This window comes from Nocardia sp. N2S4-5 (assembly GCF_044628355.1).
Lineage (GTDB): Bacteria > Actinomycetota > Actinomycetes > Mycobacteriales > Mycobacteriaceae > Nocardia > Nocardia wallacei_B.
In genome coordinates this window covers 3,765,655-3,791,174 of sequence record NZ_JBIUPM010000001.1, presented here as the reverse complement: position 1 = coordinate 3,791,174, position 25,520 = coordinate 3,765,655, and the positions used below count along the sequence as shown (strand labels likewise).

Sequence of the window (25,520 nt, the reverse complement as noted above, 5' to 3'; positions counted from 1 at the left end):
CACCGGCTCCCCTCTACTGCGGGCCGGTGCCGCGCCTCCCCCGCGACGGAACAGGAGAGTCCCCATGGTCGGCCACGATGCCCGGCTGGTCCTACCACCGACGGTCAGTGCGAGCGAGGAGCAGTTGCGGCGCAACCTGCCCGCCTTCGACGACATCGCGCTATCGCTGGCGGAGAAGAACGGCGTCTGTGTGCGCCCGATGGTGCTCAAACGCATCGACACCACCACCGGCCGCCACGAATTCATCCCCGTGCCCTGCGGGGCCACCCTGGAATCGGTCTGCCGCCCCTGCGCGCGCAAGTCACAGCGGCTGCGGATGATGCAATGCCGGGAAGGCTGGCACCTGGACGCCGAGCCCGACACCTCCCCGCGTGCTCCGCATCCCGATCAGGAACACCTGATCGCCTACCGCGCCGACCTGCTCGCCGAATACACCAAAGCTGTTGCTGAACAGCAAGACTCGGACACATCGGAGCTGGCGGCCGAAATCGCCTGGGTCGATACCGAACTCGCAACGCTGGGTATGCGAGGTAAGACACCACCACTACCGGCCGCCGACACCAGCGACGGAGACAACGGAGACGACGAGTCGGGCGAACCGGCGGCGCGGCGGCACCGGTCCACCCGGCGGCGTGACGACGTGACCGACCTGCCCCGGCAACCGGTGGACAAGTCCCGCAGCATCGGGCGCGAGTACGCGGGCCGGTTCCGGCCCTCGATGTTCATCACCCTCACCCTCGACTCCTACGGACCCGTCCACCGCGACGACGGCACACCCCTGGACCCCGACCGCTACGACTACACGCGGGCCGCCTGGGACGCGGTCAGCTTCGCCGCGCTGGTCGACCGCTGGATTCAGAACCTGCGCCGCGTCATCGGCTGGGAAATCCAGTACTTCGCCGCCGTCGAACCACAACGACGCGGTGCCCCGCATATCCACCTCGCCCTGCGCGGGACGGTGCCCCGTGAGGTGATCCGGGAAGTGACTCGGGCGACCTACCGCAATATCTGGTGGCCGACACCGGACCGGGTCGTCTACGGCCGAGACGACGCGCGACCGGTCTGGGACCACGACACCGCTACGTTCCTCGACCCGGATACCCGCGAGCCGCTGCCGTCGTGGGATGAGGCGGTGGACGCCATCGGCGACGACGACGCTCCCGCGCATGTGGCGCGGTTCGGGGTGCAGGTGCACTACAAAGGCATCCTTGCCGGGACGCCGGAAGCAGATCGGCACATCGGGTACCTGTGCAAGTACCTCACGAAATCGGTGGGCGAGACCCTCGAGGGTGCATCGGCGCGTCAACACGCGCACTACGACCGGCTGCACAAGGCGCTGTGCGCGACACCGTGCAGCCCGCGGTGCGCTGTCTGGCTGGCCTACGGCATCGTTCCCAAGGGCGCCACGCGGCGGATGGAGCCCGGACGGTGCAAGGGTCGTGCGCATCGCCGCTCGACGCTCGGGCTGCCGGGGCGGCGGGTGCTGTGCTCGAAACGCTGGACCGGCAAGACCCTCGGGGACCACAAAGCCGACCGGGCCGCGTTCGTGCGCGGGGTCCTGGCCGCGATCGGCATCGACAAACCCGCCCCCGACCCGAACCGGTTCACCTGGTCCACCATCGCCCCCGGAACCCGCATCCCGTCCCGGTCCCGCCTGCTGCTCGCCGCGATCAAGGAACGCACCGCCTGGCGGCTCGAATACGACCGCGCCCTGTCCGCCATCGCGGACCCGCCGCCACCACCCCCGATTTGTTCGGCAACCAATCCCCAGCAAACCAGTAGCGATCAAAACACTGTTGACCCGACAGGAGCTAGCCATGTCTGCTGAGCAGCAGTCCGGCGCACCGATACGACGGTGGGCGACCACGAAACAGGCTGCCGCGCACATCCGCGTGAACGCCGAAGTGTTGCGGCGCTGGAACCGAGACCGGGACAAGTACCCGTGGCTACCGCGACCCAAGCGGGTCGGAAAGGACTTCCGGTGGGACCTCAACGCCCTGGACGCAGCCCTGGACGCACGCGAAGACCAGTAACCCAGCCCAAAAGGCGGCGGCGGTGAAGCGCGGAAGACCCGCCCGCCCCATCGGCGTGCCGGGCGCACCGATGCTCACCGAACTCTCGGCCGGCCACTGGGAAGCCCGGATACTGGTCCGCGACGCATCGGGCAAGCGCCGCGACCTGAAACGAGTCTCCCCGGTCAAGCTCGACGCGCGTGGCCGGAAGATCCCCGACCGCACCGGCTCGCGTGCGCTCGATGCGGTCATGGCGGCGGCGACCGCGATCCGGGTGGAGCTCGGCGGAGAGCTGTCGGATTCCACCACGGTCCGGCAACTGTGGGCGCTGTACCGGAACCACCTGATCGAACAGGACCGCGCGGGCAGCACCCTGGACCGCTACGACGTGGCGGCGGAGCTGTTCAACACCGCGTTCGGCGAGCGGCGGCTACTGGAGGTCACCACCTCATCGGTCGAAACGTTCCTCCGACAGGTCGGCGAAGCCAAGGGACCATCATCGATGCGGACCGCGCGAAATGTCCTGTCGGGCATGTTCCGCTACGCCGTACGCAAGGATGCCTTGGCGGTCAACCCCGTCCGTGAATCCCAGATGGCCCAGAACATCGAGGCCAAGGGACGTACAGGCGGCGCGAGCGACCTGACCGTCGATCAACTGCGATACATCCTCACCTCCGTGCGCACGTCGCAGGTGCCGTGTCCACGCAAGCTCTCTCGCGCCGAGCGCAACCGGGGCACGCCGGTAAAGGCGTACACCCCGCCCACTGTCGCGGACTACTGCGAGAACGCCGATCTGGCCGACATGGTGACGCTGCTGGCGGGATCAGGGCTGCGCCGGAGTCAGCTTCTCGGGCTGCTGTGGTCCGATATCAACTTGGAGGCCCGGACGCTCACCAGTCTGGGCAAGGTGGTGCGGGTCAAGGGCGTGGGCCTGGTGCGCGTCGACAAGGACGAGGACCCGAAGAACCGCCGGGGCACCATCGCCCTGCCAGACTTCGCGGTCGAGATGTTGAAGCGGCGCAAGGCGGTCCTGGCGGCCCGCAAGCTGGCCTCGCCGCCGGACCCGGACGCGGCGGTCCTGGATCTGGTGTTCCCCTCGGCGGTGTGGACGCTGCGCGATCCGCAGAACGTCGGGCACGAGTGGCAGCGCGTACGGGATGCGTTGGGCCTGGCCGAGGATGTCACCCCGCACAGCTTCCGGCACGCGGTCGCCACGATTCTCGATGACGCGGGGCTCTCGGCGCGGGTGACCGCCGATGTGCTCGGCCACGCCGATCCGGCGATGACTCAACGGCACTACATGGCACGCGGGCGAACCCATCAGGCAGCAGCGGAAGCACTCGAACGCGCAGTCACGGGCGACGGGGATTAGTTGGGACTTAGTTGGAAGAAGGCCGCTTCCGGGTCGCTCTAGGCGACTCCGAAAACGGCCCTGACAAGCACAAACTGTGGAGCTAAGGGGAATCGAACCCCTGACCTTCTCGATGCGAACGAGACGCGCTACCAACTGCGCCATAGCCCCGTGTGGGTCGTTGCCGAACCACGCTGGAGAACTTTAGCAGGTTGGGGTGGGGGTGGCCGAATCGGCTGGTCAGGGGGCTCGCTGTGCCTCGTGCCGCGCGGATTGGGTGAGAGCTGTGTCACTCGAGGATGCGTCTGGTGCGCTCTCGTGTGCATCATACATGTAGTGTGCATGATGCACATTGAAATCTTAGGGCGTTGAGGAGAGCCGGCGTGCAGAAGACAGAACCCGCCAAACATCCGGGGGCGATCCTGGGTGTGATGGCTTTTGCCGGCATTGTCGCGGCGTTGACGCAGACGCTGGTGGTGCCGCTGCTCGGGCAGATGCCGCAACTGCTGCACACCAGTGCGTCGAATGCCACGTGGGTGGTGACCGCGAGTCTGCTGGCCGGTGCTGTGACCACGCCGGTGGCGGGGCGGCTCGGTGATCTGATCGGCAAGCGTCGTGTGCTGCTGGCGTCGGTGGTGCCGTTGGTGGTCGGTTCCGTGATCTGCGCGGTGGCGTCCTCGCTGTGGCCGATGATCATCGGGCGTGTGCTGCAAGGGATGTGCGTGGGGCTGATTCCCGTGGGGATCGCGGCGCTGCGGGATCTGCTGCCGCCGGAGCGGCTCGGCTCGGGGATCGCGCTGATCAGTTCGTCGCTGGGTATCGGTGGTGCGCTCGGGCTGCCGCTGGCGGCCGCGGTCATCGAGTACAGCAACTGGCGGGTGTTGTTCTGGGGTGTTGCCGTGCTGGCCGCACTGGTGGGCTTGTTGATCTTCGCGGTCATTCCCGCCACTCCGCCCAACATCAATCGGGGACGTTTCGATGTGCTGGGGGCGATCGGGCTGGGCGCCGCGCTGATCTGCTTGCTGCTCGCGATCTCCAAGGGCGCGTCGTGGGGCTGGGCCAGCGGCCTCACCATCGGGCTGTTCGTCGCCGCGGTCGTGGTGTTGCTGCTGTGGGGGCTGTGGGAACTCCGCAGCCGCGATCCGCTGGTCGATCTGCGCGTTACCGCGCGGCCGCAGGTGCTGCTGACCAATGCCGCGTCGATCGTGGTCGGCATGGCGATGTACGCGCAGTCGCTGATCGTGCCGCAGCTGTTGCAGTTGCCGGAGTCCACCGGGTACGGCCTGGGGCAGTCGATGATGGCGATGGGTCTGTGGATGGCCCCGGCCGGTCTGATGATGATGGCGGTCTCGCCGTTCGGGGCGCGGCTGTCGGCGCTGAGCGGGCCCAAGGTCACGCTGATCGTCGGCTGCATCATCATCGCCGCCGGATACGGGTCGTCGATGGGGTTGATGGGCACCACCTGGGGCCTGCTGGTGGTCACGCTGATCATCAATGTCGGCGTGGGGTTCGCCTACGGCGCCATGCCCGCGCTGGTGATGGGAGCGGTGCCGCAGTCGGAGACCGCGGCGGCCAACAGCTTCAACACGCTGATGCGCTCGATCGGTACGTCCACGGCGGCCGCGGTGGTCGGCGCGGTGCTCGCGCAGATGAGTGTCACCTTGGCCGGGCATTCGATTCCGACCGAAAACGGCTTCCGCGTCGGGCTTTTGATCGGGTGCGGTGTCTCCGCGATCGGTGCGGTGGTCGCGCTCTTCATCCCGGCGCGACGGTCCGCCCCGGCGCCGGCCGGACCGCGGCACGCCCTGGACACCGATCGGGAGCTGGTGCACGCGGCGGTCGGCGTGCCCGATATCGACGGCGACGCGCAGTCCGCGGCCAGTGGTGCGGGACCTCGGGACAGTGGCGGCGCCGCAACGCATTACAGCAGTGGAGCCGCAGCCCAGCAGGGCGACTCCCGCAACCGTGGTGAGGCGGCGCAGCGGGACACCGCCGCAACACAGCAAAACGGTGGTGACGCAACACAATACAACGGTGTGGCCGCGGCACAGCCGAACGGCGTGGCGGCGCGTAGCGGAACGGCCGACGCTCCCGCTGTCAGCGGCCCGGTGCTCTACGGGCGCATGCGCGACTCCCGTGGCGCCGCGGTGGCGGGTGCGACGCTGACCCTCATCTCGTCCTCCGGCCAGCAGCTGGGCCGTGCTCAGTCCCGCGCCGACGGCTACTACGAGCTGACCGCTCCGGCTCCCGGCTCGTACGTGCTCATCGCCTCCGCCGAGGGCCGCCGCCCGGACGCCTCGACCGTGGCGCTCGCCGACCGCCCGGTGTCCTGCGACGTGACGCTGGCCGCGATGGCCGGTCTCGCGGGCACCGTGGCGCGGGCGGGCGACAGCGCTCCCGTCGCCGAGGCACAGGTCTCGGCGCTCGATCTGCGCGGCGAGGTGCTGGCCTCCGCGGTGACCGATCCCGAGGGCCGGTTCGGGCTGACCGAACTGCCCGAAGGCGAATTCACGGTCGCGGTGAGCGCGCTCGGTTTCCATCCGACGGCCCTGCCCGTGCGGGTGTCCGGCAGCGGTATCACTCCGCTGGAGGTGCTGCTGCGGCCAGGCGTCCGGTTGCACGGCGTGGTGCGGGTGCACGACGGGCGCCCGATCGAGGACGCCCGGGTGACCCTGGCCGACGCGCGCGGCAACGTGGTCGACACGATGACGACCGGACCGGACGGTTCCTACAGCTTCGGCAACCTGGACGAGGGCAGCTACACCGTGGTCGCCACGGGTTACGGGCCGACGACCACGCGGGTGAGCGTCCGCGGCGGCGACATCGATGATGTCGACCTCGAGCTGGGCCACGGCTCGCAGGAGCGGTCGGCCGTGGCCGTCGCCGAGCGCAACGGCTACTCCGGCGAGGCCCGGAACAATTGACCGGAAGGTGCCCGCACGCCGGGTGCGGGCACTACCGGCGCGCGGCTGATATCGCTTGCGCGAGAACGCTTTCCAGCATCTGCGGGGTCAACCTGCCGGTAAAGGTGTTGCGCTGGCTGACATGGTAGGAACCGAACAGCTCGAGCGGCGCCCGCCCGGCCCGCGCCGCCGCGATCGGGTATCGCACCCCGTGCCCGAATTTCAGGCGCGGCGTCTCCCAGCCCGCGGCGGTCAAGGCGGGCAGCAGGGCCTGCCAGCCCCACGCGCCCAGCGCCACGACCGCACGCAGGGTGGGCGCGAGCAGTTCGAGTTCGGTGACCAGCCACTGCCGGCAGCGGTCGCGTTCGTCCGGCGTGGGTTTGTTGTCCGGGGGAGCGCAGTGCACCGGGGCGGTCACCCGCGTGTCGAGCAGTCGCAGCCCGTCGCCGAGGTGGGTGGCGGTCGGCTGAGTGGCGAGCCCGACGGCGTGCATCGCGGCGAAGAGGACGTCGCCGCTGCGGTCACCGGTGAACATGCGCCCGGTGCGGTTGCCGCCGTGCGCGGCCGGCGCCAGCCCGACCAGCAGCAGCCGGGCGTCGGTGGGTCCGAACCCGGGTACCGGCCTGCCCCAATAGGTTTCGTCGCGAAAGGCGGCGCGCTTGTCCCGCGCGACCTGTTCCCGCCAGGCGACCAGCCGCGGGCAGGCGCGGCAGTCGGCCAGCGCCGCGTCCATCTCGGGCAGCGTGCGGTACATCCTCCGCACTCAATCACGCCGGGTGAGCAGCCCGCCGGGCGGGGTGGAACCGGCGACACGCCTGGTGAGCGCTCATGCCCGCCGGGGGAGTCGTGTCGCCGATCTCTCAGCGGGCGGGTTGATAGCATGACCTTCCTGGCCGGACGGCATGCGCCGCAGCCACCCGTTGCGCGCTGCCCACTCGATCACCTCGAGAGAGTTTTCATCCATGCAGTTTGAGATCGTCGAGCGGGACGAGACGTGGGTCGCCGGGCTGCCGGTGCGCAGTCCCAAACGAGCGCTCGGCGAACTGCGTGACCGTGACCTGGAAGCGGCCTGGGCCGCGGTGTTGCACCAGGATCTCGGCGGCCCGCTGGCCTCGGCGTACACCGATTACTCGCCCGAGCTGAACACCTTCAACACCCAGATCGTCGGATACGAGTGCAAGTCCTTCGACGAGGTCACGCGCGGACACATCGTCGCGCGGCTGCCTCGCGGCACCTATGCTCGGTTCTCCTCGGTCGGCAATTTCCCGCAGATCATGACCGATCTGTGGACCCAGATCGCCTACGCCGAGGAACACAAGCAGATCAAACGGACCTACACGGGGGACTTCGAGTGTTATCCGCACGCCTACAAGATCGATCTGTATCTGGCGGTCGAGGCCCAGTCATGAGCTATTCGATCGTGGTGCGGGACGAGGCGCTCTACGGCGGCCTGGTGGTGCCGCGGGTGCGCCCGAGTTTCAAGGTGAGCAACAGCGAACTGATCGAATTCCTCCGCGACCGGTTGCGCGACCGCGAGGGCGCCGACCATCCGCTGTACACGGTCTACGCGCCGGACCCGGCCGGCAACTACAACGTCCTGGTCAGTTACGACTATCCGGTCGTCGATGCGGTGCCCGTCGGCGATGTGCTGATCAAGGTGCCCAAGGGCGTGTACGCCCGCTTCGAGCCGAACGGCGATTACCACGATCCGGTCGAGGACGTGTGGGCTCAGGTCGACGACGCGACCGCCTCCGCCGAGATCACCCGCGCCTACCGCGAGGAGATCGAGATCTGGCGCGGCCCGGCCGAAGTGGAACTGCTGATCTCCATCCTCGTCTAGTTAGCCGACCAGTAGCCTTGTGGGTACCGACTGGTCTTTCTGTTCTGTCCAGTTGGCGACTCCATGTCTCTGACCTGGGCTGAGTTCGGACTCTCCGCTCGGGTTTCGGAAGATTTGCCAGACGTCTGGTCAATTCCGGCCCGATGACGGATACTGCCTAGGCGGCCACCCCCGGGGTTGCGGACAGTGTTCGGTACCCGCGGGGAGGGTCTGGGTAGTGGCGCGAGACCGCGCAGCAACGGAGTAGGGATTGTATGACTGTCGAAGCCAGCGCGGTCGGCACGACGGCAGCCGTGGACGCGCGAGCGCACGACGGCCTGCGCCGTACGCCGATTCGGTGGGATACTCGGACATACGAGGAAAATGCTGGAAAGTTGCGAAGTGCGCTGGACCGGAGCTGCGGCGGCGGTATGGATTTTGCGAACGACTTCTCGTCGCGTTGCGGTGAACTCGTCGCGATTTCAGCGGAATACGCCTATACACTAGCGTCACTTCAAGGCGGATTCATCGACCTGCCGGGGGTGCCTGGACAACTGAGTAAAGCGTTGGTACTTCGTCCGAGCCACGCGCCGGGCCCGATCGCCGGTGGCGGTCGGCCGCGGGTGCGGGGCGCGGATACCCGCGGATAGCACGATCGGAGACAAGGTGCCTCGGCGAACGCTCGACTCACTGGTGACGCAGGTTGCCGCGGAGTTGATGGGGGTCGATGCCACGACGATGGTGGCGGCGACCGAACGCGTGCTGGCCAAGCTGGTCGAGTATTTCGATGTGGACTTCAGTTTCGTCCGGCACACGGACCGTGAGCGGCGCGCGACGGTGCTGGTCGCCGAATGGCCGCACCGCCCGTCGGTGCCGGATCCCGATCCGCTCGAGGTGGTCTACTTCGAACAGGCCGATTCGGTGTTCCGGGCGATGGAGTACGCCACCGAGCCGATGATCGTGCGGCCCACACCGGAATTCGCCGATTACCAGGAGACGATCCGGCGGTCCTCCGGCATCTCGGGGGTGACCTCGGCGACCGTTCCGCTGATGTCGCGCGGCGAGCCGACCGGCCTGCTCGGCTTCATGAAACTGGGCGACCGGGAGTGGAGCACCCGGGAAATCAATGTGCTCAAGGCCATTGCCGCATTGCTGGGCCAATTGCAGGCCCGGGTGGTGGCCGAGGAGCGATTGCGCTACATCGCGCTGCACGACGATCTGACGGGCCTGGCGAATCGGCGGGCATTGCTGGAACACATGGAGGAACGGCTGCGGCCGGGCAGCCCGGGTCCGGTGGCCGCATTCTTCCTCGATCTCGATCGATTGAAGGCGCTCAACGACTTTCTCGGTCATACGGCCGGAGATAATTTCATTCGGACACTTTCCATCCGGTTGCAAGAACATCTCGACCCGAACGACATGATCGCCCGCCTCGGCGGTGACGAGTTCGTGATCGTGCCCGCGAAGCCGATGGACGCGGTCGCCGCGGAATTGGAGGCGACGCGGATTCACCAGTTGATCATCAGGCGGGTATCGGTGGGCGGCGAATCCGTCAGCCGGGGCGCGAGCGTTGGTGTGGCATTGGGTATTCCGGGTGACACCACGGTCGCCGATGTGTTGCGGCGGGCCGATCACGCGCTGCTGTCGGCGAAATCCGGTGGTGGTGACGGGGTGGCCGTGTTCACCGACGCGATGCGCGCGCAATTCGAATTGCAGGACGATGTCGAGCTGAATTTACGCGGCGCGGTATCCGACGGTTCGCTGCTGCTGCACTATCAGCCCGAGGTGGACCTGCGGACCGGCCGGATCGTCGCGCTCGAGGCGCTGGTGCGCTGGCAGCATCCGACGCGCGGGCTGCTGCCGCCGGGGGCGTTCGTGGGCGTGGCGGAGGCGACCAATCTGGCGGGCGAGCTGGGCCGGTGGGTGATCCGGTCGGCGTGCGCGCAGTTCGCGCAGTGGCGGCAGGCCGGCTTGGCCGCCAATGTCGTGATCCGGATCAACGTGTCGCCGGTGCAGTTGGTGAGCCTGGACTTCGTGGAGCGCGTCGAGGACGAGTTGCGGCGCTTCGGCATCGACGGCAGTTCGGTGTGCCTGGAGATCACCGAGCACGTCGTGGTGCAGGATCTGGCACGGACCCAGGTGACCTTGCGCGGACTCAAGCGGATGGGCGTGCAGATCGCCATCGATGATTTCGGTACCGGGTACAGCTCGCTGTCGCATCTGAAGGCGCTGCCGGTGGACGCGGTCAAGATCGATCGCGGCTTCGTGCAGCGCCTGGGGGTCAGCACCGATGATCTTGCGATCGTGAAATCGATTGTGGGTCTTGCCGGTTCGTTCGGTCTGGGCGTCGTCGGCGAGGGGGTGGAGACCGCGGTCGCGGCCCGTACCCTGGTGGGTCTGGGCTGCTATCGCGCGCAGGGCTTTCTCATCGCGCGGCCGATGCCGGCGGCGGAGGTCGAGACGCACCTGGCGCTCGGGCGCATTCCGCTCGACCTCGAGCTACCTCGGGTCTCCCGGGGAGTGAACCGCATCTGAATCCCGCCGCCCGGTGATCGCGGGCGGATCCGTCGCACCGCCGGTGATCTGCGATGCTGTGCGGCATGAACGGCAACGACTGGCTCCTCGTGGAGACACTCGGTCCCGGAGTGGAGCCGACCGTCGTTGCCGAGGGTGAGCGGGCGCGGGAGTGGACGAGTGTGTCCAGGCCGCGGCGCAGGTTCGGGCCCGCGGCGGCCGAACTGCTTGCCGCGCTGATCGAAAACGGCCGGCACGACGACGCCGAATCCGAGGTGCGCCGCACCATGGCCGGGCTGAGCGGGATCGCGGTGCCGATCCGCTGCGCGTTCGGGGCGGTGCACGGCGTACAGGTCTGGATCGGCGCGAGCGGGGACCGGCCGCCGCCGCGCCGCCCCGTCGCCGCGTGGGACTGGATGTCGGAAACCGAACTGGCACACCATGGTCCGGGGCTGGAGGAACTGGTCTTCGCGCGGGCGCCGGCTCAGGCACGGTCGGTGCGGACACCGCCGGAGGTCTTCGGGCGGATGGTGCGCTTCGACGGCCGGATGGCGTATCTGGCGGTCGTGGCGGGGACCGATCCGTCCGCGCGCTGGCAGGGCGAGGCCGATTTCCTCGGCGACGACGGGCGGGTGCGCGGCATCCGCATGGTGGTGCGCGTGCACCGGCTGGGGCGGCATGTGACGCGGGCGCTGGTCTACGACGTCACCGATCTGCGACCGCCGCAACCCGCCGCGGACCTGGCGATGACGCGGGCGGTCGCGCGGGCCGCCGATGTCGGCATCGGCTTCGTCGAACTGGCGATGGGTCTGGTCTACGAGTGGACCAACGAGCCCCGCCCCCGCTGCAGCGCTGGCTGACCGAGCGGCCGGTGCTGCACCCGGACGATCTCGTGGTCTATCGGGCGGCGTGCCGGGCGATCATGTCCGGTGCGGAGGTCCGCGCGCTCACCGTCCGGGTGCGCTTCGCCGATACGGAGTGGATCGAGGTGTCGGCGGAACTGTCCCGATTGGGTGGCGAGCCCGCCCACGGGCTGATCCGCGTGGCGCCCCGCACCCACGACCGACCCGTCTAGGCGGTCTCTTCCGGTCACCGGGCGCATCGCCCGCAGGACCGGTTCAGGCACGTCGAGGATGCCCCGCGCCGCGTGGCGCGGATGTCGCACGGCCTCCGGCGAGCGTGTGCTCCGGGTGGGTGCGCTGCCTCGGGGCGCGGCGCATCAGCGGGTTTGCCAATCCTTCTGCGCGGGTTCATGTTCCGTTGGCCTGCCCGGTTCGGGGCCCGGCGACGATCGGCGCGTGCGCATCGTGCAACTGGCCAACTTCTACGGGCCGCGTTCGGGCGGGCTGCGCACGGCCCTGCACCATCTGGGTGCGGGATACGTGGCCGCCGGGCACGAGGTGGTGCTGGTCGTGCCCGGGCAGCGGTGGGGCGAGGAGACGCTCGGGACCGGCGTGCGCCGGATCCTCGTTCCCGCCGTGGCGATTCCGTGGACCGGCGGCTACCGCGCCGCCGACCCGCGGCGGGTGGCCGACCTGCTGACCGGGCTGCGGCCGGACGCGCTCGAGGTGTCGGATCGGTTGACGCTGCGCGGATTCGGGCGCTGGGCGCGGCGGCGCGACATCGCGGGCGTGATGATCTCGCACGAGCGGCTGGACCGGTTGCTCGGTCAGGTGCTGCCGGGACCGCTGGCGCGCCGCGCCGCCGACGCGGCCAACCGCCGTTCCGCCGAGGATTACGACATCGTGGTCTGCACAACGGAATTCGCGCGGGCGGAGTTCGAACGCATCGCGGTGCCGAACGTGGCCCTGGTGCCGCTGGGCGTCGACCTGGAGACGTTCAGCCCGTTGCGCCGCGACGGTGCGCTGCGACAGCGGTTCGGTGCCCGGCACTTGCTGGTGCACTGCGGGCGGCTGTCGGTGGAGAAGCGGGTGGACCGCAGTATCGAGGCCGTCGACGCGCTGCGCCGGGAGGGCGTGGACGCGCGGCTGGTGGTGGCGGGCGACGGGCCGCGGCGGGAGTCGCTGCACCGGCGGGCCCGCGCTGTGGCGGCGCTGCCCGATGGGCGTCCGGCCGTGCACTTCACCGGGTTCATCGCCGACCGGGACCGGCTGGCCACGCTGCTCGCGAGTTCGGACGTGTCGCTGGCGCCGGGGCCGCACGAGACCTTCGGGCTGGCCGCGCTGGAGGCGCTGGCCGCGGGCACACCGGTGGTGGCCAGCCGCTCGTCCGCGCTGGCCGACATCCTCACCGAGGATTGCGGCGCGGTCGCCGCCGACGATCCCTTCTCCTTCGCGCAGGCGGTCACCGACGTGCTCGCGCTCCCGCCCGGCGATCGGCGCCGTGCCGCGCGGAGCCGGGCCGAGCAGTTCACCTGGCCGGCCGCGGTGGCGGGGATGCTGGAGGTGCTCGGCGGTCGCTGACGGGCGCGCCCGCGACCGGCGGCGCAACGGGGCGTCGAACCCGGACCGGGGGCAGCCCGTATGCTCTCGGCAGCACAGGAAAACGTCAGGCGCCGGGAACGGGGAACCCGCGGAGGGTTCGGCGCCGCCCCCACCGAGTATCCGAGGAAACCGCGTGCGCGATCGCTTGAAGTCCGTGAGTGGCAAGAAGACTCTGGTCACCGGCGCGGCCAGCGGGATCGGGCGGGCCACCGCGATCGCCGCGGCCCGGGCCGGCGCCGAACTGGTGCTCACCGATATCGACGCCGCGGGCCTGGCCGAAACCGTCGAGGCCATCGGCCGCGAGGGCGGCAAGGTGCTGTTCTCCCGTGCCCTCGACATCAGCGACTACGACGCGGTCACCGCGTTCGCCGACGAGGTGCACGCCGCGCACGGCGGCCTCGACGTGGTGATGAACGTCGCGGGCGTGTCGGCCTGGGGGACCGTGGAGAACCTCGAGCACCGGCACTGGCGCACCATGGTCGACGTCAACCTGATGGGCCCGATCCACGTGATCGAGAACTTCGTCCCGCGGATGGTCCGGGACGGGCGCGGCGGGGCGCTGGTCAATGTGTCCTCCGCCGCGGGGTTGCTGGCCTTCCCGTGGCACGCGGCCTACAGCGCCAGCAAGTTCGGGCTGCGAGGCGTGTCGGAGGTACTGCGGTTCGATCTCGCGCGGCACGGCATCACCGTGCACCTGGTGGTGCCGGGCGCGGTGAACACGCACCTGGTGCAGACGGTCGAGATCGCCGGGGTGGACCGCGACGATCCGCGAGTGCAGCGCTACGTCAAGCGATTCCAGAGCCACGCCACGCCGCCGGAGCGGGTGGCCACGCAGATTCTGCGCGGTATCGAGAAGAACCGCTTCCTGATCCACACCTCGTTCGACGTCCGCTTCGGATACTGGTGGGCGCGCAAGTTCGCGCTGCCCTACGAGTTCGCGATGCGCCGGGCCAACGACCTGTTCGACAGCTTCCTGAAGAAGGGTTAGCAGGCGGCCGAGTCGGCTTCCGCTGTCTCGTAGACGGTTTCGCAGCCGGCGCCGTCCGGGGACGCCTCGCAGTGCAGGTTGACGTCCAGGACGCGGGCGCCGGGGCCCTCGTCGCCGAGCTTGTCGTGGAAGTTGACGATGCGGCAGCTGGCGAGCGAGAGGCAGCCGCAGCCGATGCAGCCGGTGAGACTGTCGCGCAGGCGGGTCAGCTGCTCGATACGCTGGTCCAGGTCGACCCGCCAGATGGTGGACAGCCGTTCCCAGTCCTTGCGATTGGGGGTGCGGCCCTCGGGGAGGGTGCCCAGGGCCTTGCGGATCTCGCTGAGCGGGATGCCGACCCGCTGGGAGATGCGGATGAAAGCCACCCGGCGCAGCGTTTCGCGGGAGTATCGGCGCTGGTTACCGCTGGTGCGACGGCTGGTGATCAGGCCCTCGCGCTCGTAGAAGTGCAGCGCCGACACCGCGACCCCGCTGCGTTCGGACAACTGGCCCGGGGTGAGTTCCTTGGTGTTCCAGGTCGTCTGCTGCATACCTGAACAATACTTCAGGTAAAGCGCACACCGCGGCCGTTTGGAAGTAACTTACGGCGTGTCGCCATCATTCCCGGTGTGCCGTCCGGCGCGTGCGGGCGGGTCCGTCCCGGCGGCGTACACCCAGCGAATTCCGTGCCAAGGCGGCAGCGGATGACTACGGTCGGGTTATGGAAACAGAGGCTGTGCCGCCGGCGCGACCGTTTTCCGTGACAAGCGAGGTCGGGACGCTGCGCACGGTGCTGCTGCACCGGCCCGGCGCGGAACTGCGGCGGCTCACCCCGCGCAACAACGATCAGCTCCTGTTCGACGCCATCCCGTGGGTGGAGCGCGCCCAGCAGGAACACGACACCTTCGCCGGACTGCTGGCCGGGCGCGGCGTCGAGGTGCTGCTGCTGCAGAACCTGTTGGTCGAGACGCTGGCGCGCAGTGGTCCCGGCCGCAGCATGGGCATCACGGCCGCGGTGGACGCGCGACGCATCGGCTACGCGCTGGCCGAGGAACTGAAGTCCTACCTGTTCGGCGTGTCGGACGCCGAGGAACTGGCGTCGGTCCTGATGTCGGGGATGACCTTCGACGAATTGCCCTTCGATCCGGGCACGTCGCTGGTGCGCCGCATGCATCACGGCACCGACTTCGTCATCGATCCGCTGCCGAATCTGCTGTTCACGCGCGACTCCTCGTTCTGGGTGGGGCCGAAGGTGGCGATCACCTCGCTGGCGCTGCCGGCCCGCGCGCGCGAGACCTCGCTGACCGATCTCGTCTACGCCTTCCATCCGCGCTTCCTCGGCGTGCGGCGGGCCTACGAGTCGCACACCGCGCCGATGGAGGGCGGCGACGTGCTGCTGCTGGCGCCCGGCGTGGTGGCGATCGGGGTCGGCGAGCGTACCTCCCCGGCCGGTGCGGAAGCGTTGGCGCGCAGCCTGTTCGAGGACAATCTCGCGCACACCGTGCTGGTGGTGCCGATCGCGCAGAACCGCGCGACCATGCACCTGGACACGGTCTGCACCATGGTCGACACCGACGCCGTCGTGATGTACCCGGCGGTGCAGGATTCGCTGTGCGCCTTCACCATCGGCAAGCGCGACGACGGCACGGTGGAGATGCGCGGGCCGGACCCGTTCCTCCCCGCGGCGGCCGAGGCGATGGGCATTCCCAAACTCCGGGTCATCAATACCGGCCTGGACGGCGTCACCGCCGAACGGGAACAGTGGGACGACGGGAACAACACCCTGGCGCTGGCGCCCGGGGTGGTCGTCGCCTACGAACGCAACGAGAACACGAACGCGCGGCTGGCGGACGCGGGTATCGAGGTGCTGACCATTCCCGGATCCGAGCTCGGCTCCGGGCGAGGTGGTCCGCGCTGCCTGTCCTGCCCGTTGTCGCGGGACGAAGTGTGAGGCGCGATGCTGGACATCCCGGTCGACCATCATTCGGCGGTTCCGCCGTACGAGCAGTTGCGGCAGGGCATCATCGCCCGGGTGCGGTCCGGTGAGCTGACGGCCGGGACCAAGATCCCCACCGTGCGCGCGCTGGCCGGTCACCTCGGTCTGGCGCCGAATACGGTGGCGCGCGCCTATCGCGAACTGGAACAGGACGGCGTGCTCGAAACGCGCGGGCGGCTCGGCTCGTTCATCGCCTCGTCCGGCGATCCGACCCGGGATCTGGCCGGGCGGGCAGCCACCGAATACGTGGCGGTCATCCGGCGGCTGGGGCTCGACGACGAGGCGGCGGTCGGCTATGTGCGGGCCGCGTTGAGCGAGTAGCTATTTCCAGCTCGGCAGCCAGAGATGGTCGTGCCAGTTGCCGACGGTGATCGGCAGCGCGGTCAGGATCGGCCACAGCCAGATGAAATTGGCCACCACCACGCCGAGATACAGGCACACCAGCAGCAGACTCAGCCGCCGGTGTTCGGTCCAGCGCTCGAAGCGGTCGCCGACGCGGGCGAAGGGCGCGGGCCCGAGAATGTCGCCCAGCACCAGGGCGATGCCCATGACCAGGAACGGCGCCATCGGGACCGCGTAGAAGTAGTACATCTGCCGGTCCAGGGTCGCGAACCAGGGCAGCAGGCCCGCGCCGTAGCCGACCAGGACGGCGGCGTAGCGCCAGTCGCGGCGGGTCGCGGTGCGCCAGATCGCCCAGGCCAGCATCGGCAGCGAGACCCACCACAGCGCCGGCGTGCCGATCAGCATGACCGCTTTCACGCACACTGTCTGGCCGCAGCCGGTCACGCCGCCGTCGGCGTAGTAGTAGAGCATCGGCCGCAGGCCCATCGGCCACGACCACGGCTTGGACTCCCAGGGATGGTGGTTGCCCGCCGAATTGGTCAGGCTCTCATGGAATTTCAGTGATTCGGCCTGGTTGTGCCACAGCGAGCGGAGCGCGTCCGGTATCCAGGACCAGGTGCCGCCCGCGCCGAGGGCATTGCCGACCGAATAGCGGTCGTAGCCGTCCTCGCTCGCGATCCAGCCCCAGTAGGCGGCCAGGTATACCAGCAGCGGGACGAGCACCAGGGACGCCAGAGCCGGGCCGATGTCGCGGACCGCGGTGCCGACCCACGGGCGCGCGACCTTGTACGCGCGCCGGGCGGCGACGTCGAAGCACACCGACATCAGCCCGAACGCGGCGACGAAGTACATGCCGGACCACTTGGTGCCGCAGCTCAATCCGAGCAGCAGGCCCGCGCCGAAGCGCCACCAGCGCACGCCCAGCCGGGGGCCGAAGGTGCTGAGTGCGATGCGTCCCTCGATGTCGGCCCGTGCCATGCGTTCGCGGACCTGGTCGCGGTCCACGATCAGGCAGCCGAAGGCGGCGGTGACGAACAGGGCCTGGAAGATGTCGAGCATGCCGATGCGGGAGGAGACGAACGTCAGGCCGTCGGCGATCAGCAGCAGTCCGGCGATGGCGCCGATCAGGGTGGACCGGGTCATTCGCCGGGTGATCCGGATGACCAGCAGGACCAGCAGCGAGCCGAACACCGCCGCCGAGAATCGCCAGCCCCAGCTGGTGTAGCCGAACAGCAGCTCGCCCAGCGCGATCATCTGCTTGCCCACCGGCGGATGCACCACCAGCCCGTACGCCGGATTGTCCTCGACCCAGCCGCCGGTCACCAGCTGCCAGGCCTGCGGCGCGTAGTGCTTCTCGTCGAAGACCGGGGTGCCGGCGTCGGTGGGATAGTTCAGGTTCAGGAACCGGGTGACCACGGCGATCGTGGTGAGTACGAGCGTGACGACCCAGCCGCGCACCCGATCGGTCGGGCCGAAATCGGGGGTGGGGCGCAGCGGCGCCGGGCTGGACGAAGCCGAGCCCGCGCCGATCGCCGGGCGCGCGTCGGTCAGCTGGGTCACGCGTCGATCGTATGCGGTGCACATCCGGCCTCCGCGCAGCGGTGAGCCGAGGGCGGCGGTGTGCCCGGCTGGGCTGAGCGGTCACAGATCGGCGTGAGACGGCAAATATTGCTCTGCCGCCGCGATTGGTGACCGGTGTGGCCGGATGCCGCGGCCGCGGACCGTGGGCCGCGTGGTGGCACGTTGCCGCAGTGTTGTCTGATGGAGCCCGGCCGGCGGCGAGCTGTGACCGAATCCGTGGACGGGAGTGCGATGAGCGGGCAGGCCGGGCGTCTGGTGCTGGCGGCGACGCCGATGGGTGACGCCGGGGACGCCTCACAGCGGTTGCGGACGGCGCTGGAGACCGCGGAAGTGGTTGCCGCCGAGGACACGAGACGGACGCGGGCGCTGGCCAAGGCGCTCGGGGTCGAGATCACCGGGCGGGTGGTGAGCTTCTACGACCACGTGGAGGCCGCGCGGATTCCGCAGTTGCTGGCGGAGATCGAGGCCGGGCGCACCGTGCTGCTGGTGACCGACGCGGGCATGCCGTCGGTGAGCGATCCCGGCTACCGGATGGTCGCGGCGTGCGTCGATCGCGGACTGCCGGTGACCTGCCTGCCCGGCCCGTCCGCGGTGACGACGGCGCTGGCGCTGTCCGGGTTGCCGATGGAGCGGTTCTGCTTCGACGGCTTCGCGCCCCGCAAGTCGGGCCAGCGCAAGCAATGGCTGCGCACGCTGGTGGCCGAGCCGCGGGCCGTGGTGTTCTTCGAGGCGCCGCACCGCCTGGCCGACTGTCTCGCCGACGCCGTCGAGGTGCTCGGCCCCAGCCGCCGCGCCGCCGTGTGCCGCGAGCTGACCAAGACCTACGAGGAGGTCGTTCGCGGCACCCTGGACGAACTCGCCGCGTGGGCGGCCGACGGCGCCCGCGGCGAGATCACCGTGGTTCTCGAAGGCGCCCAACCGCTTTCGGCCGATCCCGCCGACCTGGCCACCGAGGTGGAGGACCTGGTCGCCGACGGGATGCGCCTGAAAGACGCCTGCGCCCAGGTCGCTTCGGCCACCGGCGCCTCCCGCCGCGAACTCTACGACGCCGTCCTCGCTGCTCGCGCACGTGGCTGACGAGCGAGATCGCTTGCGGTACAGCGACTCACGCCACGCATCCGATGCCTGTTCCAGCGGCGGCATCGGTGCACACCAGCGCTAGTCCTTCGGCTCGACGTACTTCGGGAAGACCGGTTCCGGCGGCGGCAGCGGCAGGCCCGGTTCGATCGGGGTGGCCAGGTCGGCGAAGGTGCGGGCGGTCTGGGCCAGCTGGTCCAGGATGCGGCCCGCGGAGCCGGGAATGACCGGCTGCACCAGGATCGAGACGATGCGCAGCACCTCGAGGGTCACGTACAGCACGGTGCCCTCGCGCGCGGTGTCGCCCGCCTTCGCCAGCGCCCACGGCTGCTGTGCGGAGAAGTACCGGTTCGTCTCGCCGAGCGTGAGCCAGATCGCCTCCAGCGCCAGATGCATCTGCTGCTGGTCGAATTCGGCGCGCGCCCGCTCCAGCAGGCCGTTCGCCCGCTCCAGCAGGGCACGGTCGTCCTCGGTGAACTCGCCGGGAGTCGGTACGGCGGAAGCGAAGTCGCGCGCCACCATCTTCAGGCTGCGCTGCACCAGGTTGCCGTACTCGTTGGCCAGATCGGTGTTGATGCGGCCCACGATCGCCTCGTGGCTGTAGGAACCGTCCTGGCCGTAGGAGATCTCGCGCAGCAGGAAGAAGCGCACGGCGTCCAGGCCGTAGGTTTCCACCAGCGCCGTCGGGTCGACCACGTTGCCGACCGACTTCGACATCTTCTCGCCCTTGTTGGTCAGGAAGCCGTGCACGAACACGCGTTTCGGCAAATCGACCCCGGCCGAGAGCAGGAACGCCGGCCAGTACACAGTGTGGAAGCGGGTGATGTCCTTGCCGATGATGTGCACGTCGGCTGGCCAGAAGCGTTGGAACGCAGCGGATTCGGTATTCGGGAAGCCGACGCCGGTGAGGTAGTTGGTGAGTGCGTCCACCCATACGTACATCACGTGATCGGGATGGCCGGGCACCGGCACACCCCAGTCGAAGGTGGTGCGCGAGATGGACAGATCGCGCAGTCCGGCCTTGACGTAGCTGACGATCTCGTTGCGGCGGGTGGCGGGCAGGATGAACTCCAGATGCCGCTCGTACAGATCGAGCAGCGCCTCCTGATACTTCGACAGCCGGAAGAAGTAGTTCGACTCCTCGGTCCACTCCACCGGCGTGTCCGTCTCGGTGGCGACCCGGGTGCCGTCCGCGCGGACGGTGGTCTCCTCCTCGGTGTAGAAGGCCTCGTCGCGCACCGAGTACCAGCCCGAGTAGGTGTCGAGGTAGATGTCGCCGTTGGCCCGCATCCGCTCCCAGATGGCGATGCTGGAGGCGACATGGTCCTCGTCGGTGGTGCGGATGAACCGGTCGTAGGAGATGTCGAGGGCCTTGTCCAGCTGCTCGAACACGTCGGAGTTGCGCGAGGCGTACTCCTGCACCGGGACGCCCGCGGCGCGCGCCGACTGCTGCACCTTCTGACCGTGTTCGTCGGTGCCGGTCATGAAGAACACGTCGTAGCCGTCGAGGCGCTTGAACCGCGCGAGAGCGTCGGCCGAGATGTACTCGTAGGCGTGGCCGATGTGCGGCGCACCGTTCGGGTAGGCGATGGCCGTGGTGATGTAGAAGGCGGGGCGTTCGCTCATGATGTGACTACTGTAATCGGCGTGCCCGTGACCGTTCGCGCGAATATCCCCGGTGGCCATGCCTAGCAAACGACCCGCACCCGAACCGCCCGAACCGCTGTCCCCACTGGTGGACGCGCACACCCATATGGACGCCTGCGGCGCCACCGACGCCGAATCGGTTGCCGCCCTGGTGGATCGCGCCGCGGCGGTGGGTGTCGGCCGGGTGGTCACCGTCGCCGACGACCTGGCCGCCGCACGCTTCGCGGTGCGCGCGGCGCACTGGGACCAGCGGGTGTACGCCGCCGTCGCGCTGCACCCGACCCGCGCGAACGCGCTGGACGACGCGGCGAAGACGGAGCTGGAGAAGCTGGCCGCCGATCCGCGCGTGGTCGCCGTCGGCGAGACCGGGCTGGACTACTACTGGCCAGGCAAGCTCGACGGCTGCGCGGCGATCGAGGATCAGGTCGAGGGTTTCCGCTGGCATATCGACCTGGCGAAACGCCTCGGCAAACCGCTGATGATCCACAACCGCGAGGCCGATCACGACCTGCTGGCCGTGCTGCTGGACGAGGGCGCGCCCGAGACCGTGATCTTCCACTGCTTCTCCTCCGACACGAACATGGCGCTGGCCTGCGTCGCGGAGGGGTACGTGCTGAGCTTCTCCGGCACCGTGAGCTTCAAGAACGCGCACGAACTGCGGGAGGCCGCCAGGGTCGTGCCGGATGAACAGATCCTGGTGGAGACCGACGCGCCGTTCCTGACCCCGCACCCGTTCCGCGGCGCGCCCAACGAGCCGTACTGCCTGCCCTACACCGTGCGGGCGCTGGCCGAGCTGCGCGAGCAGGACCCGGTCGAACTCGCGAAGATCACCACGGCCAACGCGATGCGGGTCTACGGAATGTACTTCTGACCCTCGGACCAGCGCGTGTATGCGTTCGAGGTGCGGATTGTGGGGCAGTTCACTACGATGACGCGGGTCGTTATCTACCTGCTGTGTCGATATCGACTCGTGATGTGGAAAACCCCTGTTCCACGGCTTGTGGTTGTCAGGGCCTGACCCCCTCGTTATCGTATTGTGACCATGCCGGACTTTCGGATGCCCGCCCTGGAGCGGATCAACTCCTCACGCTCGCCGCTGCTCTATGCGGCGATCGCGGCGATGCTGATCACGCTGATCGTGGGCGCGGCACTGGCGATCATGAATCGCAAGACCGTCACCGTCGTCATCGACGGCCAGGAGTCCAGCTTCAGCACCATGTCCGGAGACGTGCGCGGCGTACTCAAGGCCGCCGGCTTCGCCCTCACCAACCGCGACGCGGTCTCGCCGTCGGCGGACGAGATCGTGCTCGACGGCGCCACCGTCACGCTGAACCGGGCCCGGCAGGTCGCACTGACCCTCGACGGACGCCCGCAGAAGGTGTGGACCACCGCGGCCACCGTCGCCGACGCGCTGCAGCAGCTGAACATCCCCTCCGACGTGTTCGTGTCGCCCGCGCGGCCGACGCCGCTCCCGCTGCAAGGGGCCGCGCTGGCGGTCACCAGCCCGCGGACCGTGCTGCTCGCCGACAACGGTGAGCCGCCCGGCTATGTGCGGATGGCCGCGCCGACCGTCGGGGAACTGCTCCAGGTGCAGGGTGTGCCGCTGGCGAACCAGGACTCGGTCGAGCCCGCCGCCGCGACGCCGCTCCGGGACGGGATGAAGATCACCGTCACGCGTAAGCGGGTGGAGAACCGGGTCGAGCGGGTGGCGTTGGATCCGACCGAGGACGTCATCGAGGATCCGGAGCTGAATATGAGCCGGACCGTTGTCGAGAATCCGGGTAAGGCGGGGGTGCAGGACGTGACGTTCGCGGTGTCGATCGTCAATGGGGAGGAGGCGAGTAAGGATCCGATCAGTAACACGGTGATCGTTCCGGCTCAGCCGAAGACTGTTCGGAAGGGGGCCAAGCCCGGGACCGAGGTGCCGCCGGTTCGGGATGGGGCGGTGTGGGATGCGTTGGCGCAGTGTGAGTCTCATGGGAATTGGGGGATCAACACTGGGAACGGGTTTTTCGGGGGGATTCAGTTCGATCAGAATACGTGGGAGCGGCAAGGGGGGACTCGGTATGCGCCGAGGGCTGATTTGGCTACTCGGGAGGAGCAGATTGCTATTGCGGAGGTGACGAGGGCGAGGCAGGGGTGGGGGGCTTGGCCGGCTTGTACTAGTCGGTTGGGGATTAGTTAGGGGGTGGGGTGGGGGGTTGGGCGGGTAGGTGGGGGCTTTGGTTGCGTTGGGTGGGGAACGCTGCTGTGTTTTTGGCCTCCGCTTCGCTCCGGCGTGTTTTCGGCGCCCTTGGTCTCGGTTTTCGGGTGCCGTTGCTGGCTCCTTCGTCGCTTCGCAGCGGCACCCGAAAACCGAGACGCGCCGAAAACCTACGGGGTTGGCGTGCTACAGGGGAAGTTTTTGGCGGAGGGGGGTGCGTGGGGTGGGGAGGTGCGGATTGCGTGCCTGTGTCCTACATGAGGGCTCCTCCGTCTACTCGGATTTCGCTGCCTGTTATGTAGCGGCCGTCTTCTGAGGCGACCATGGCTACTGCGCCGGCTACGTCTTCCGGGTGGCCTAGGGCGCCGTTGTTCAGCCAGCCGGTTAGGCGGGCGAAGAGGGTCCAGTCGGCGTCGGGGGGTGTTTCCAGGTTTGTGGTGATTCCTGTGGTTATGCCGCCGGGGACTATATTTACCGCGCGTAGACCCTGTTTGGCGTATTCGAGGGCGATGGCGTGGGTCATGGCGTTTACTCCGCCCTTCGAAGCTGAATAGGCGGCCATGTAGGGGTGGGCGCCGAAGGCTGAGGTGGAGGAGAAGTTCACTACTACGGGGTGGTCGCCTTGTAGGAGGGTGGGGATTGCGGCTTGGACCATCAGGAAGGTGCCGGTCAGGTTTACTCCTATTACCTGGTTCCAGGCTTCGAACGGCATTTCGTGGGTGTGGGCGGTGCGCATGATTCCGGCCGCGTTGACCAATACGTCCAGGCCGCCCAAGTGGTCCACGGCGGTGGTTACGGCGGTGCGGACCGAGTCGGGGTTCGATACGTCGACCTGGACGGTTTCGAATCGGGAGCTGTGCTCGGTCGCGGCTTCGGCGGTTTCCTTCAGGCCGGCTTCGGCGATATCGGCGGCCACCAGCTCGGCGCCCTCGGACAGGAGGCGCAGGGCGATGCCCCGGCCGATGCCCGATCCGGCTCCGGTGACCAGCACCCGTCGTCCGTCGTATCTGCGCTGCATTGCGTGCGTCCTTTCGAACAGGGGTGAAACGCCGGTTCGTTGTTCCGGTACCCGAGAAAACTAGAACGAGTACTAGTTTGCGTCAATGTGCCGCCCCGGGGTGGCGTCTCCGCTCGGGTTGGTGCGGTGCCGGCGGGGCGGGGCTTGGTAGGTTGTCCGGCGTGTCCGAACCCGCCTTTGTCGCCCGTGGTCAGGCCGATCTGCTCGGGCCCGCCGAGGTGCGGGAGCTGGCGGAGCGGCTGGGGGTGCGTCCGACCAAGCAGCTCGGGCAGAACTTCGTGCACGACGCGAATACGGTGCGGCGGATCGTCGGGGCGGCGGGGGTGGGGCGCGAGGACGTGGTGCTCGAGGTCGGGCCGGGGCTCGGCTCGCTGACGCTGGCGCTGCTGGACGTGGTGGATCGCGTGGTGGCGGTGGAGATCGATCCCGTACTGGCGCAACAGCTTCCGGATACGGTGGCCGATCGAGCCGGGTCGCTGGCCGAGCGACTGAGTGTGGTCGAGGCCGACGCGCTGCGGATCACCGGACCGGATCTTCCCGTCGCTCCGACCGCGCTGGTGGCGAACCTGCCGTACAACGTGGCCGTGCCCGTGCTGATCCATCTGCTGGCCGAATTGCCCGGCATCGCAACGGCTCTGGTGATGGTGCAGGCCGAGGTGGCGGATCGGCTGTCGGCCGAGCCGGGCTCGCGCATCTACGGGGTGCCGAGCGTCAAGGCGGGCTTCTTCGGAACCGTCCGGCGCGCGGGAGCGGTTGGGCGCCAAGTCTTCTGGCCGGTGCCGCAGGTCGAATCGGGGCTGGTGCGCATCGAGCGCCACGCCGCGCCGCCGTGGCCGCAGGACGCCGCCTTCCGCAAGCGCGTGTTCACCGTGGTCGACGCCGCATTCGCCCAGCGCCGCAAGACCTTACGCGCGGCCCTGGCGAACTGGGCGGGGTCCCCGGCCGCCGCCGAACAGCGCCTGATCGCCGCCGGTATCGACCCCACCGCGCGCGGCGAAACCCTCGACACCGCAGCCTTCGTCCGCCTCGCCGAACAATCCTGAGGGCGGCGTCCGGTCAGCCCGCGGGGGTGAAGGTGAGGCCCGCGACTACGGCGGCGGCGTCGGTCCCGTCGTGCTCGGCGCGGGTGGTGACGGTCAGTTGGACCAGGTAGGGCGTGGTGTCGCTGTCGATGAGGGTGTAGCGGTTGTAGGCCCAGAGGGTCAGTGGGGTAATGGCATACGTGCCGGTGATGGCGGCCGAGGGGTAGCCACCGAAACGGCCCAGGTGCGTGTCCCGCTCCGCCCACTCCGGCAGGCGGCGGGCATCGGTGAAGCCGCAGGCGAGCAGGGTGTCGGCGTCGACGGGGCCGGACAGCCGCACCATCAGCACCACCGCGTTGTCGGCCCAGCCGTCTTCGGGCGCCTGCGCCCAGACGCCGTAGGTACCCGCGAAGCTCTCCGCGGGCATCTGCTGCCAACCCTCCGGAACTCCGACCGACACCACCGGGGCACCGTCCGTACCGGGCGCGACCGGCTCGGCCGCGATCTCCGCGGCGGCCAGGTACTCGGCGATGGTGAGCAGTTGTTCGGGTCCGGTGGGGGCTGTCACGGGTATCCTCTCGGCGCGGCGCGAGCGTGGTCGCTGCGAGTCTGCCATGCGCGGCA

Annotated in this window: 23 protein-coding genes, 1 tRNA gene and 1 pseudogene; 18 read left to right on the top strand and 7 right to left on the bottom strand. The window is 69.0% G+C overall.

Annotated features, from left to right (window positions below; all coding sequences use genetic code 11):
- Positions 1–64 precede the first annotated feature (64 nt).
- The 3 genes from ACFMRZ_RS17360 (at position 65) to xerC (ending at position 3,384) form a co-directional block, all read left to right on the top strand.
- The gene (locus tag ACFMRZ_RS17360; protein ID WP_400179957.1) at positions 65–1,828 is read left to right on the top strand and encodes a replication initiator; all 1,764 of its coding nucleotides are present in this window, start codon (positions 65–67) and stop codon (positions 1,826–1,828) included.
- Positions 1,818–2,033, top strand: a complete 216-nt coding sequence (locus ACFMRZ_RS17355; RefSeq protein ID WP_400179955.1) for a hypothetical protein — start codon at positions 1,818–1,820, stop codon at positions 2,031–2,033. Before ACFMRZ_RS17360 ends, ACFMRZ_RS17355 begins: the two co-directional genes overlap by 11 nt.
- 70 nt (positions 2,034–2,103) lie before the next feature.
- On the top strand, positions 2,104–3,384 hold the full coding sequence (gene xerC / locus ACFMRZ_RS17350) for a tyrosine recombinase XerC (protein ID WP_400182893.1): 1,281 nt from the start codon (positions 2,104–2,106) through the stop codon (positions 3,382–3,384).
- 77 nt (positions 3,385–3,461) lie between these two features.
- Here xerC and ACFMRZ_RS17345 read toward each other — a convergent pair.
- Positions 3,462–3,534: transfer RNA gene (locus tag ACFMRZ_RS17345), tRNA-Ala, on the bottom strand.
- A gap of 212 nt (positions 3,535–3,746) precedes the next feature.
- Between ACFMRZ_RS17345 and ACFMRZ_RS17340 the strand changes: the two are divergent.
- Positions 3,747–5,159 (top strand): annotated as a pseudogene (locus tag ACFMRZ_RS17340) (MFS transporter); the annotation flags it as partial.
- Positions 5,160–5,486: 327 nt separating this feature from the next.
- Positions 5,487–6,287 carry a collagen binding domain-containing protein gene (locus ACFMRZ_RS17335; protein WP_400182892.1) on the top strand — a complete coding sequence of 267 codons (801 nt, stop codon included), beginning with the start codon at positions 5,487–5,489 and terminating at the stop codon, positions 6,285–6,287.
- Between the two features lie 31 nt (positions 6,288–6,318).
- Here the strand turns inward: ACFMRZ_RS17335 and ACFMRZ_RS17330 are convergent, their stop codons facing one another.
- Positions 6,319–7,020, bottom strand: a complete 702-nt coding sequence (locus tag ACFMRZ_RS17330) for a uracil-DNA glycosylase (protein WP_280273814.1) — start codon at positions 7,018–7,020, stop codon at positions 6,319–6,321.
- Positions 7,021–7,228: 208 nt separating this feature from the next.
- On the opposite strand from ACFMRZ_RS17330, the gene ACFMRZ_RS17325 reads away from it, so the two are divergent.
- From ACFMRZ_RS17325 to ACFMRZ_RS17295, 7 genes are all read left to right on the top strand, one after another.
- Positions 7,229–7,675 (top strand): GyrI-like domain-containing protein, encoded by a 447-nt coding sequence (locus ACFMRZ_RS17325; protein WP_187686796.1) that lies wholly within the window; start codon positions 7,229–7,231, stop codon positions 7,673–7,675.
- Entirely contained in the window at positions 7,672–8,106 is a 435-nt protein-coding gene (locus tag ACFMRZ_RS17320) for an effector binding domain-containing protein (protein ID WP_400179953.1), read from the top strand. Before ACFMRZ_RS17325 ends, ACFMRZ_RS17320 begins: the two co-directional genes overlap by 4 nt.
- 696 nt (positions 8,107–8,802) lie before the next feature.
- On the top strand, positions 8,803–10,620 hold the full coding sequence (locus tag ACFMRZ_RS17315) for a bifunctional diguanylate cyclase/phosphodiesterase (protein WP_280273818.1): 1,818 nt from the start codon (positions 8,803–8,805) through the stop codon (positions 10,618–10,620).
- 65 nt (positions 10,621–10,685) lie between these two features.
- On the top strand, positions 10,686–11,459 hold the full coding sequence (locus ACFMRZ_RS17310; RefSeq protein ID WP_400179952.1) for a GAF domain-containing protein: 774 nt from the start codon (positions 10,686–10,688) through the stop codon (positions 11,457–11,459).
- Positions 11,420–11,674: a hypothetical protein gene (locus ACFMRZ_RS17305; protein WP_400179951.1), complete on the top strand. Its 255-nt coding sequence runs from the start codon at positions 11,420–11,422 to the stop codon at positions 11,672–11,674. The genes ACFMRZ_RS17310 and ACFMRZ_RS17305 overlap by 40 nt, the downstream gene beginning before the upstream one ends.
- A gap of 223 nt (positions 11,675–11,897) precedes the next feature.
- Positions 11,898–13,022 carry a glycosyltransferase gene (locus ACFMRZ_RS17300; RefSeq protein WP_400179950.1) on the top strand — a complete coding sequence of 375 codons (1,125 nt, stop codon included), beginning with the start codon at positions 11,898–11,900 and terminating at the stop codon, positions 13,020–13,022.
- Between the two features lie 154 nt (positions 13,023–13,176).
- The gene (locus ACFMRZ_RS17295; protein WP_280270176.1) at positions 13,177–14,031 is read left to right on the top strand and encodes an SDR family oxidoreductase; all 855 of its coding nucleotides are present in this window, start codon (positions 13,177–13,179) and stop codon (positions 14,029–14,031) included.
- Here the strand turns inward: ACFMRZ_RS17295 and soxR are convergent.
- On the bottom strand, positions 14,028–14,561 hold the full coding sequence (gene soxR, locus ACFMRZ_RS17290) for a redox-sensitive transcriptional activator SoxR (protein WP_280270175.1): 534 nt from the start codon (positions 14,559–14,561) through the stop codon (positions 14,028–14,030). The two genes, ACFMRZ_RS17295 and soxR, sit on opposite strands and share 4 nt — an antisense overlap.
- A gap of 170 nt (positions 14,562–14,731) precedes the next feature.
- Here soxR and ACFMRZ_RS17285 point away from each other — a divergent pair, with 170 nt between their 5' ends.
- Together ACFMRZ_RS17285 and ACFMRZ_RS17280 are read left to right on the top strand one after the other, a co-directional pair.
- A complete protein-coding gene (locus tag ACFMRZ_RS17285) occupies positions 14,732–15,961 on the top strand; it encodes an arginine deiminase (protein ID WP_400179949.1) in 1,230 nt (409 codons plus the stop codon).
- A gap of 6 nt (positions 15,962–15,967) precedes the next feature.
- Complete coding sequence (locus ACFMRZ_RS17280) at positions 15,968–16,327, top strand: GntR family transcriptional regulator (RefSeq protein ID WP_280270173.1); 360 nt, start codon at positions 15,968–15,970, stop codon at positions 16,325–16,327.
- On the opposite strand, the gene ACFMRZ_RS17275 is transcribed toward ACFMRZ_RS17280, so the two are convergent.
- Positions 16,328–17,908 (bottom strand): dolichyl-phosphate-mannose--protein mannosyltransferase, encoded by a 1,581-nt coding sequence (locus ACFMRZ_RS17275; protein WP_400179948.1) that lies wholly within the window; start codon positions 17,906–17,908, stop codon positions 16,328–16,330.
- 252 nt (positions 17,909–18,160) lie between these two features.
- On the opposite strand from ACFMRZ_RS17275, the gene rsmI reads away from it, so the two are divergent.
- Positions 18,161–19,006 (top strand): 16S rRNA (cytidine(1402)-2'-O)-methyltransferase, encoded by an 846-nt coding sequence (gene rsmI, locus ACFMRZ_RS17270; protein WP_400182891.1) that lies wholly within the window; start codon positions 18,161–18,163, stop codon positions 19,004–19,006.
- Positions 19,007–19,087: 81 nt separating this feature from the next.
- Here rsmI and metG read toward each other — a convergent pair whose 3' ends face one another.
- A complete protein-coding gene (metG, locus tag ACFMRZ_RS17265) occupies positions 19,088–20,632 on the bottom strand; it encodes a methionine--tRNA ligase (protein WP_400179946.1) in 1,545 nt (514 codons plus the stop codon).
- A 58-nt stretch (positions 20,633–20,690) separates the two neighbouring features.
- On the opposite strand from metG, the gene ACFMRZ_RS17260 reads away from it, so the two are divergent.
- The gene (locus ACFMRZ_RS17260; RefSeq protein WP_400179945.1) at positions 20,691–21,524 is read left to right on the top strand and encodes a TatD family hydrolase; all 834 of its coding nucleotides are present in this window, start codon (positions 20,691–20,693) and stop codon (positions 21,522–21,524) included.
- 186 nt (positions 21,525–21,710) lie between these two features.
- Positions 21,711–22,838, top strand: coding sequence for a resuscitation-promoting factor (locus ACFMRZ_RS17255; protein WP_280368856.1), 1,128 nt, complete (start codon positions 21,711–21,713; stop codon positions 22,836–22,838).
- Between the two features lie 271 nt (positions 22,839–23,109).
- On the opposite strand, the gene ACFMRZ_RS17250 is transcribed toward ACFMRZ_RS17255, so the two are convergent.
- Positions 23,110–23,874, bottom strand: coding sequence for an SDR family NAD(P)-dependent oxidoreductase (locus tag ACFMRZ_RS17250; protein ID WP_400179944.1), 765 nt, complete (start codon positions 23,872–23,874; stop codon positions 23,110–23,112).
- 161 nt (positions 23,875–24,035) lie between these two features.
- Here ACFMRZ_RS17250 and rsmA point away from each other — a divergent pair, with 161 nt between their 5' ends.
- Positions 24,036–24,917 (top strand): 16S rRNA (adenine(1518)-N(6)/adenine(1519)-N(6))-dimethyltransferase RsmA, encoded by an 882-nt coding sequence (gene rsmA / locus ACFMRZ_RS17245; RefSeq protein WP_400179942.1) that lies wholly within the window; start codon positions 24,036–24,038, stop codon positions 24,915–24,917.
- Positions 24,918–24,930: 13 nt separating this feature from the next.
- Here rsmA and ACFMRZ_RS17240 read toward each other — a convergent pair whose 3' ends face one another.
- Complete coding sequence (locus ACFMRZ_RS17240; protein ID WP_400179941.1) at positions 24,931–25,464, bottom strand: LpqN/LpqT family lipoprotein; 534 nt, start codon at positions 25,462–25,464, stop codon at positions 24,931–24,933.
- Positions 25,465–25,520: the final 56 nt, after the last annotated feature.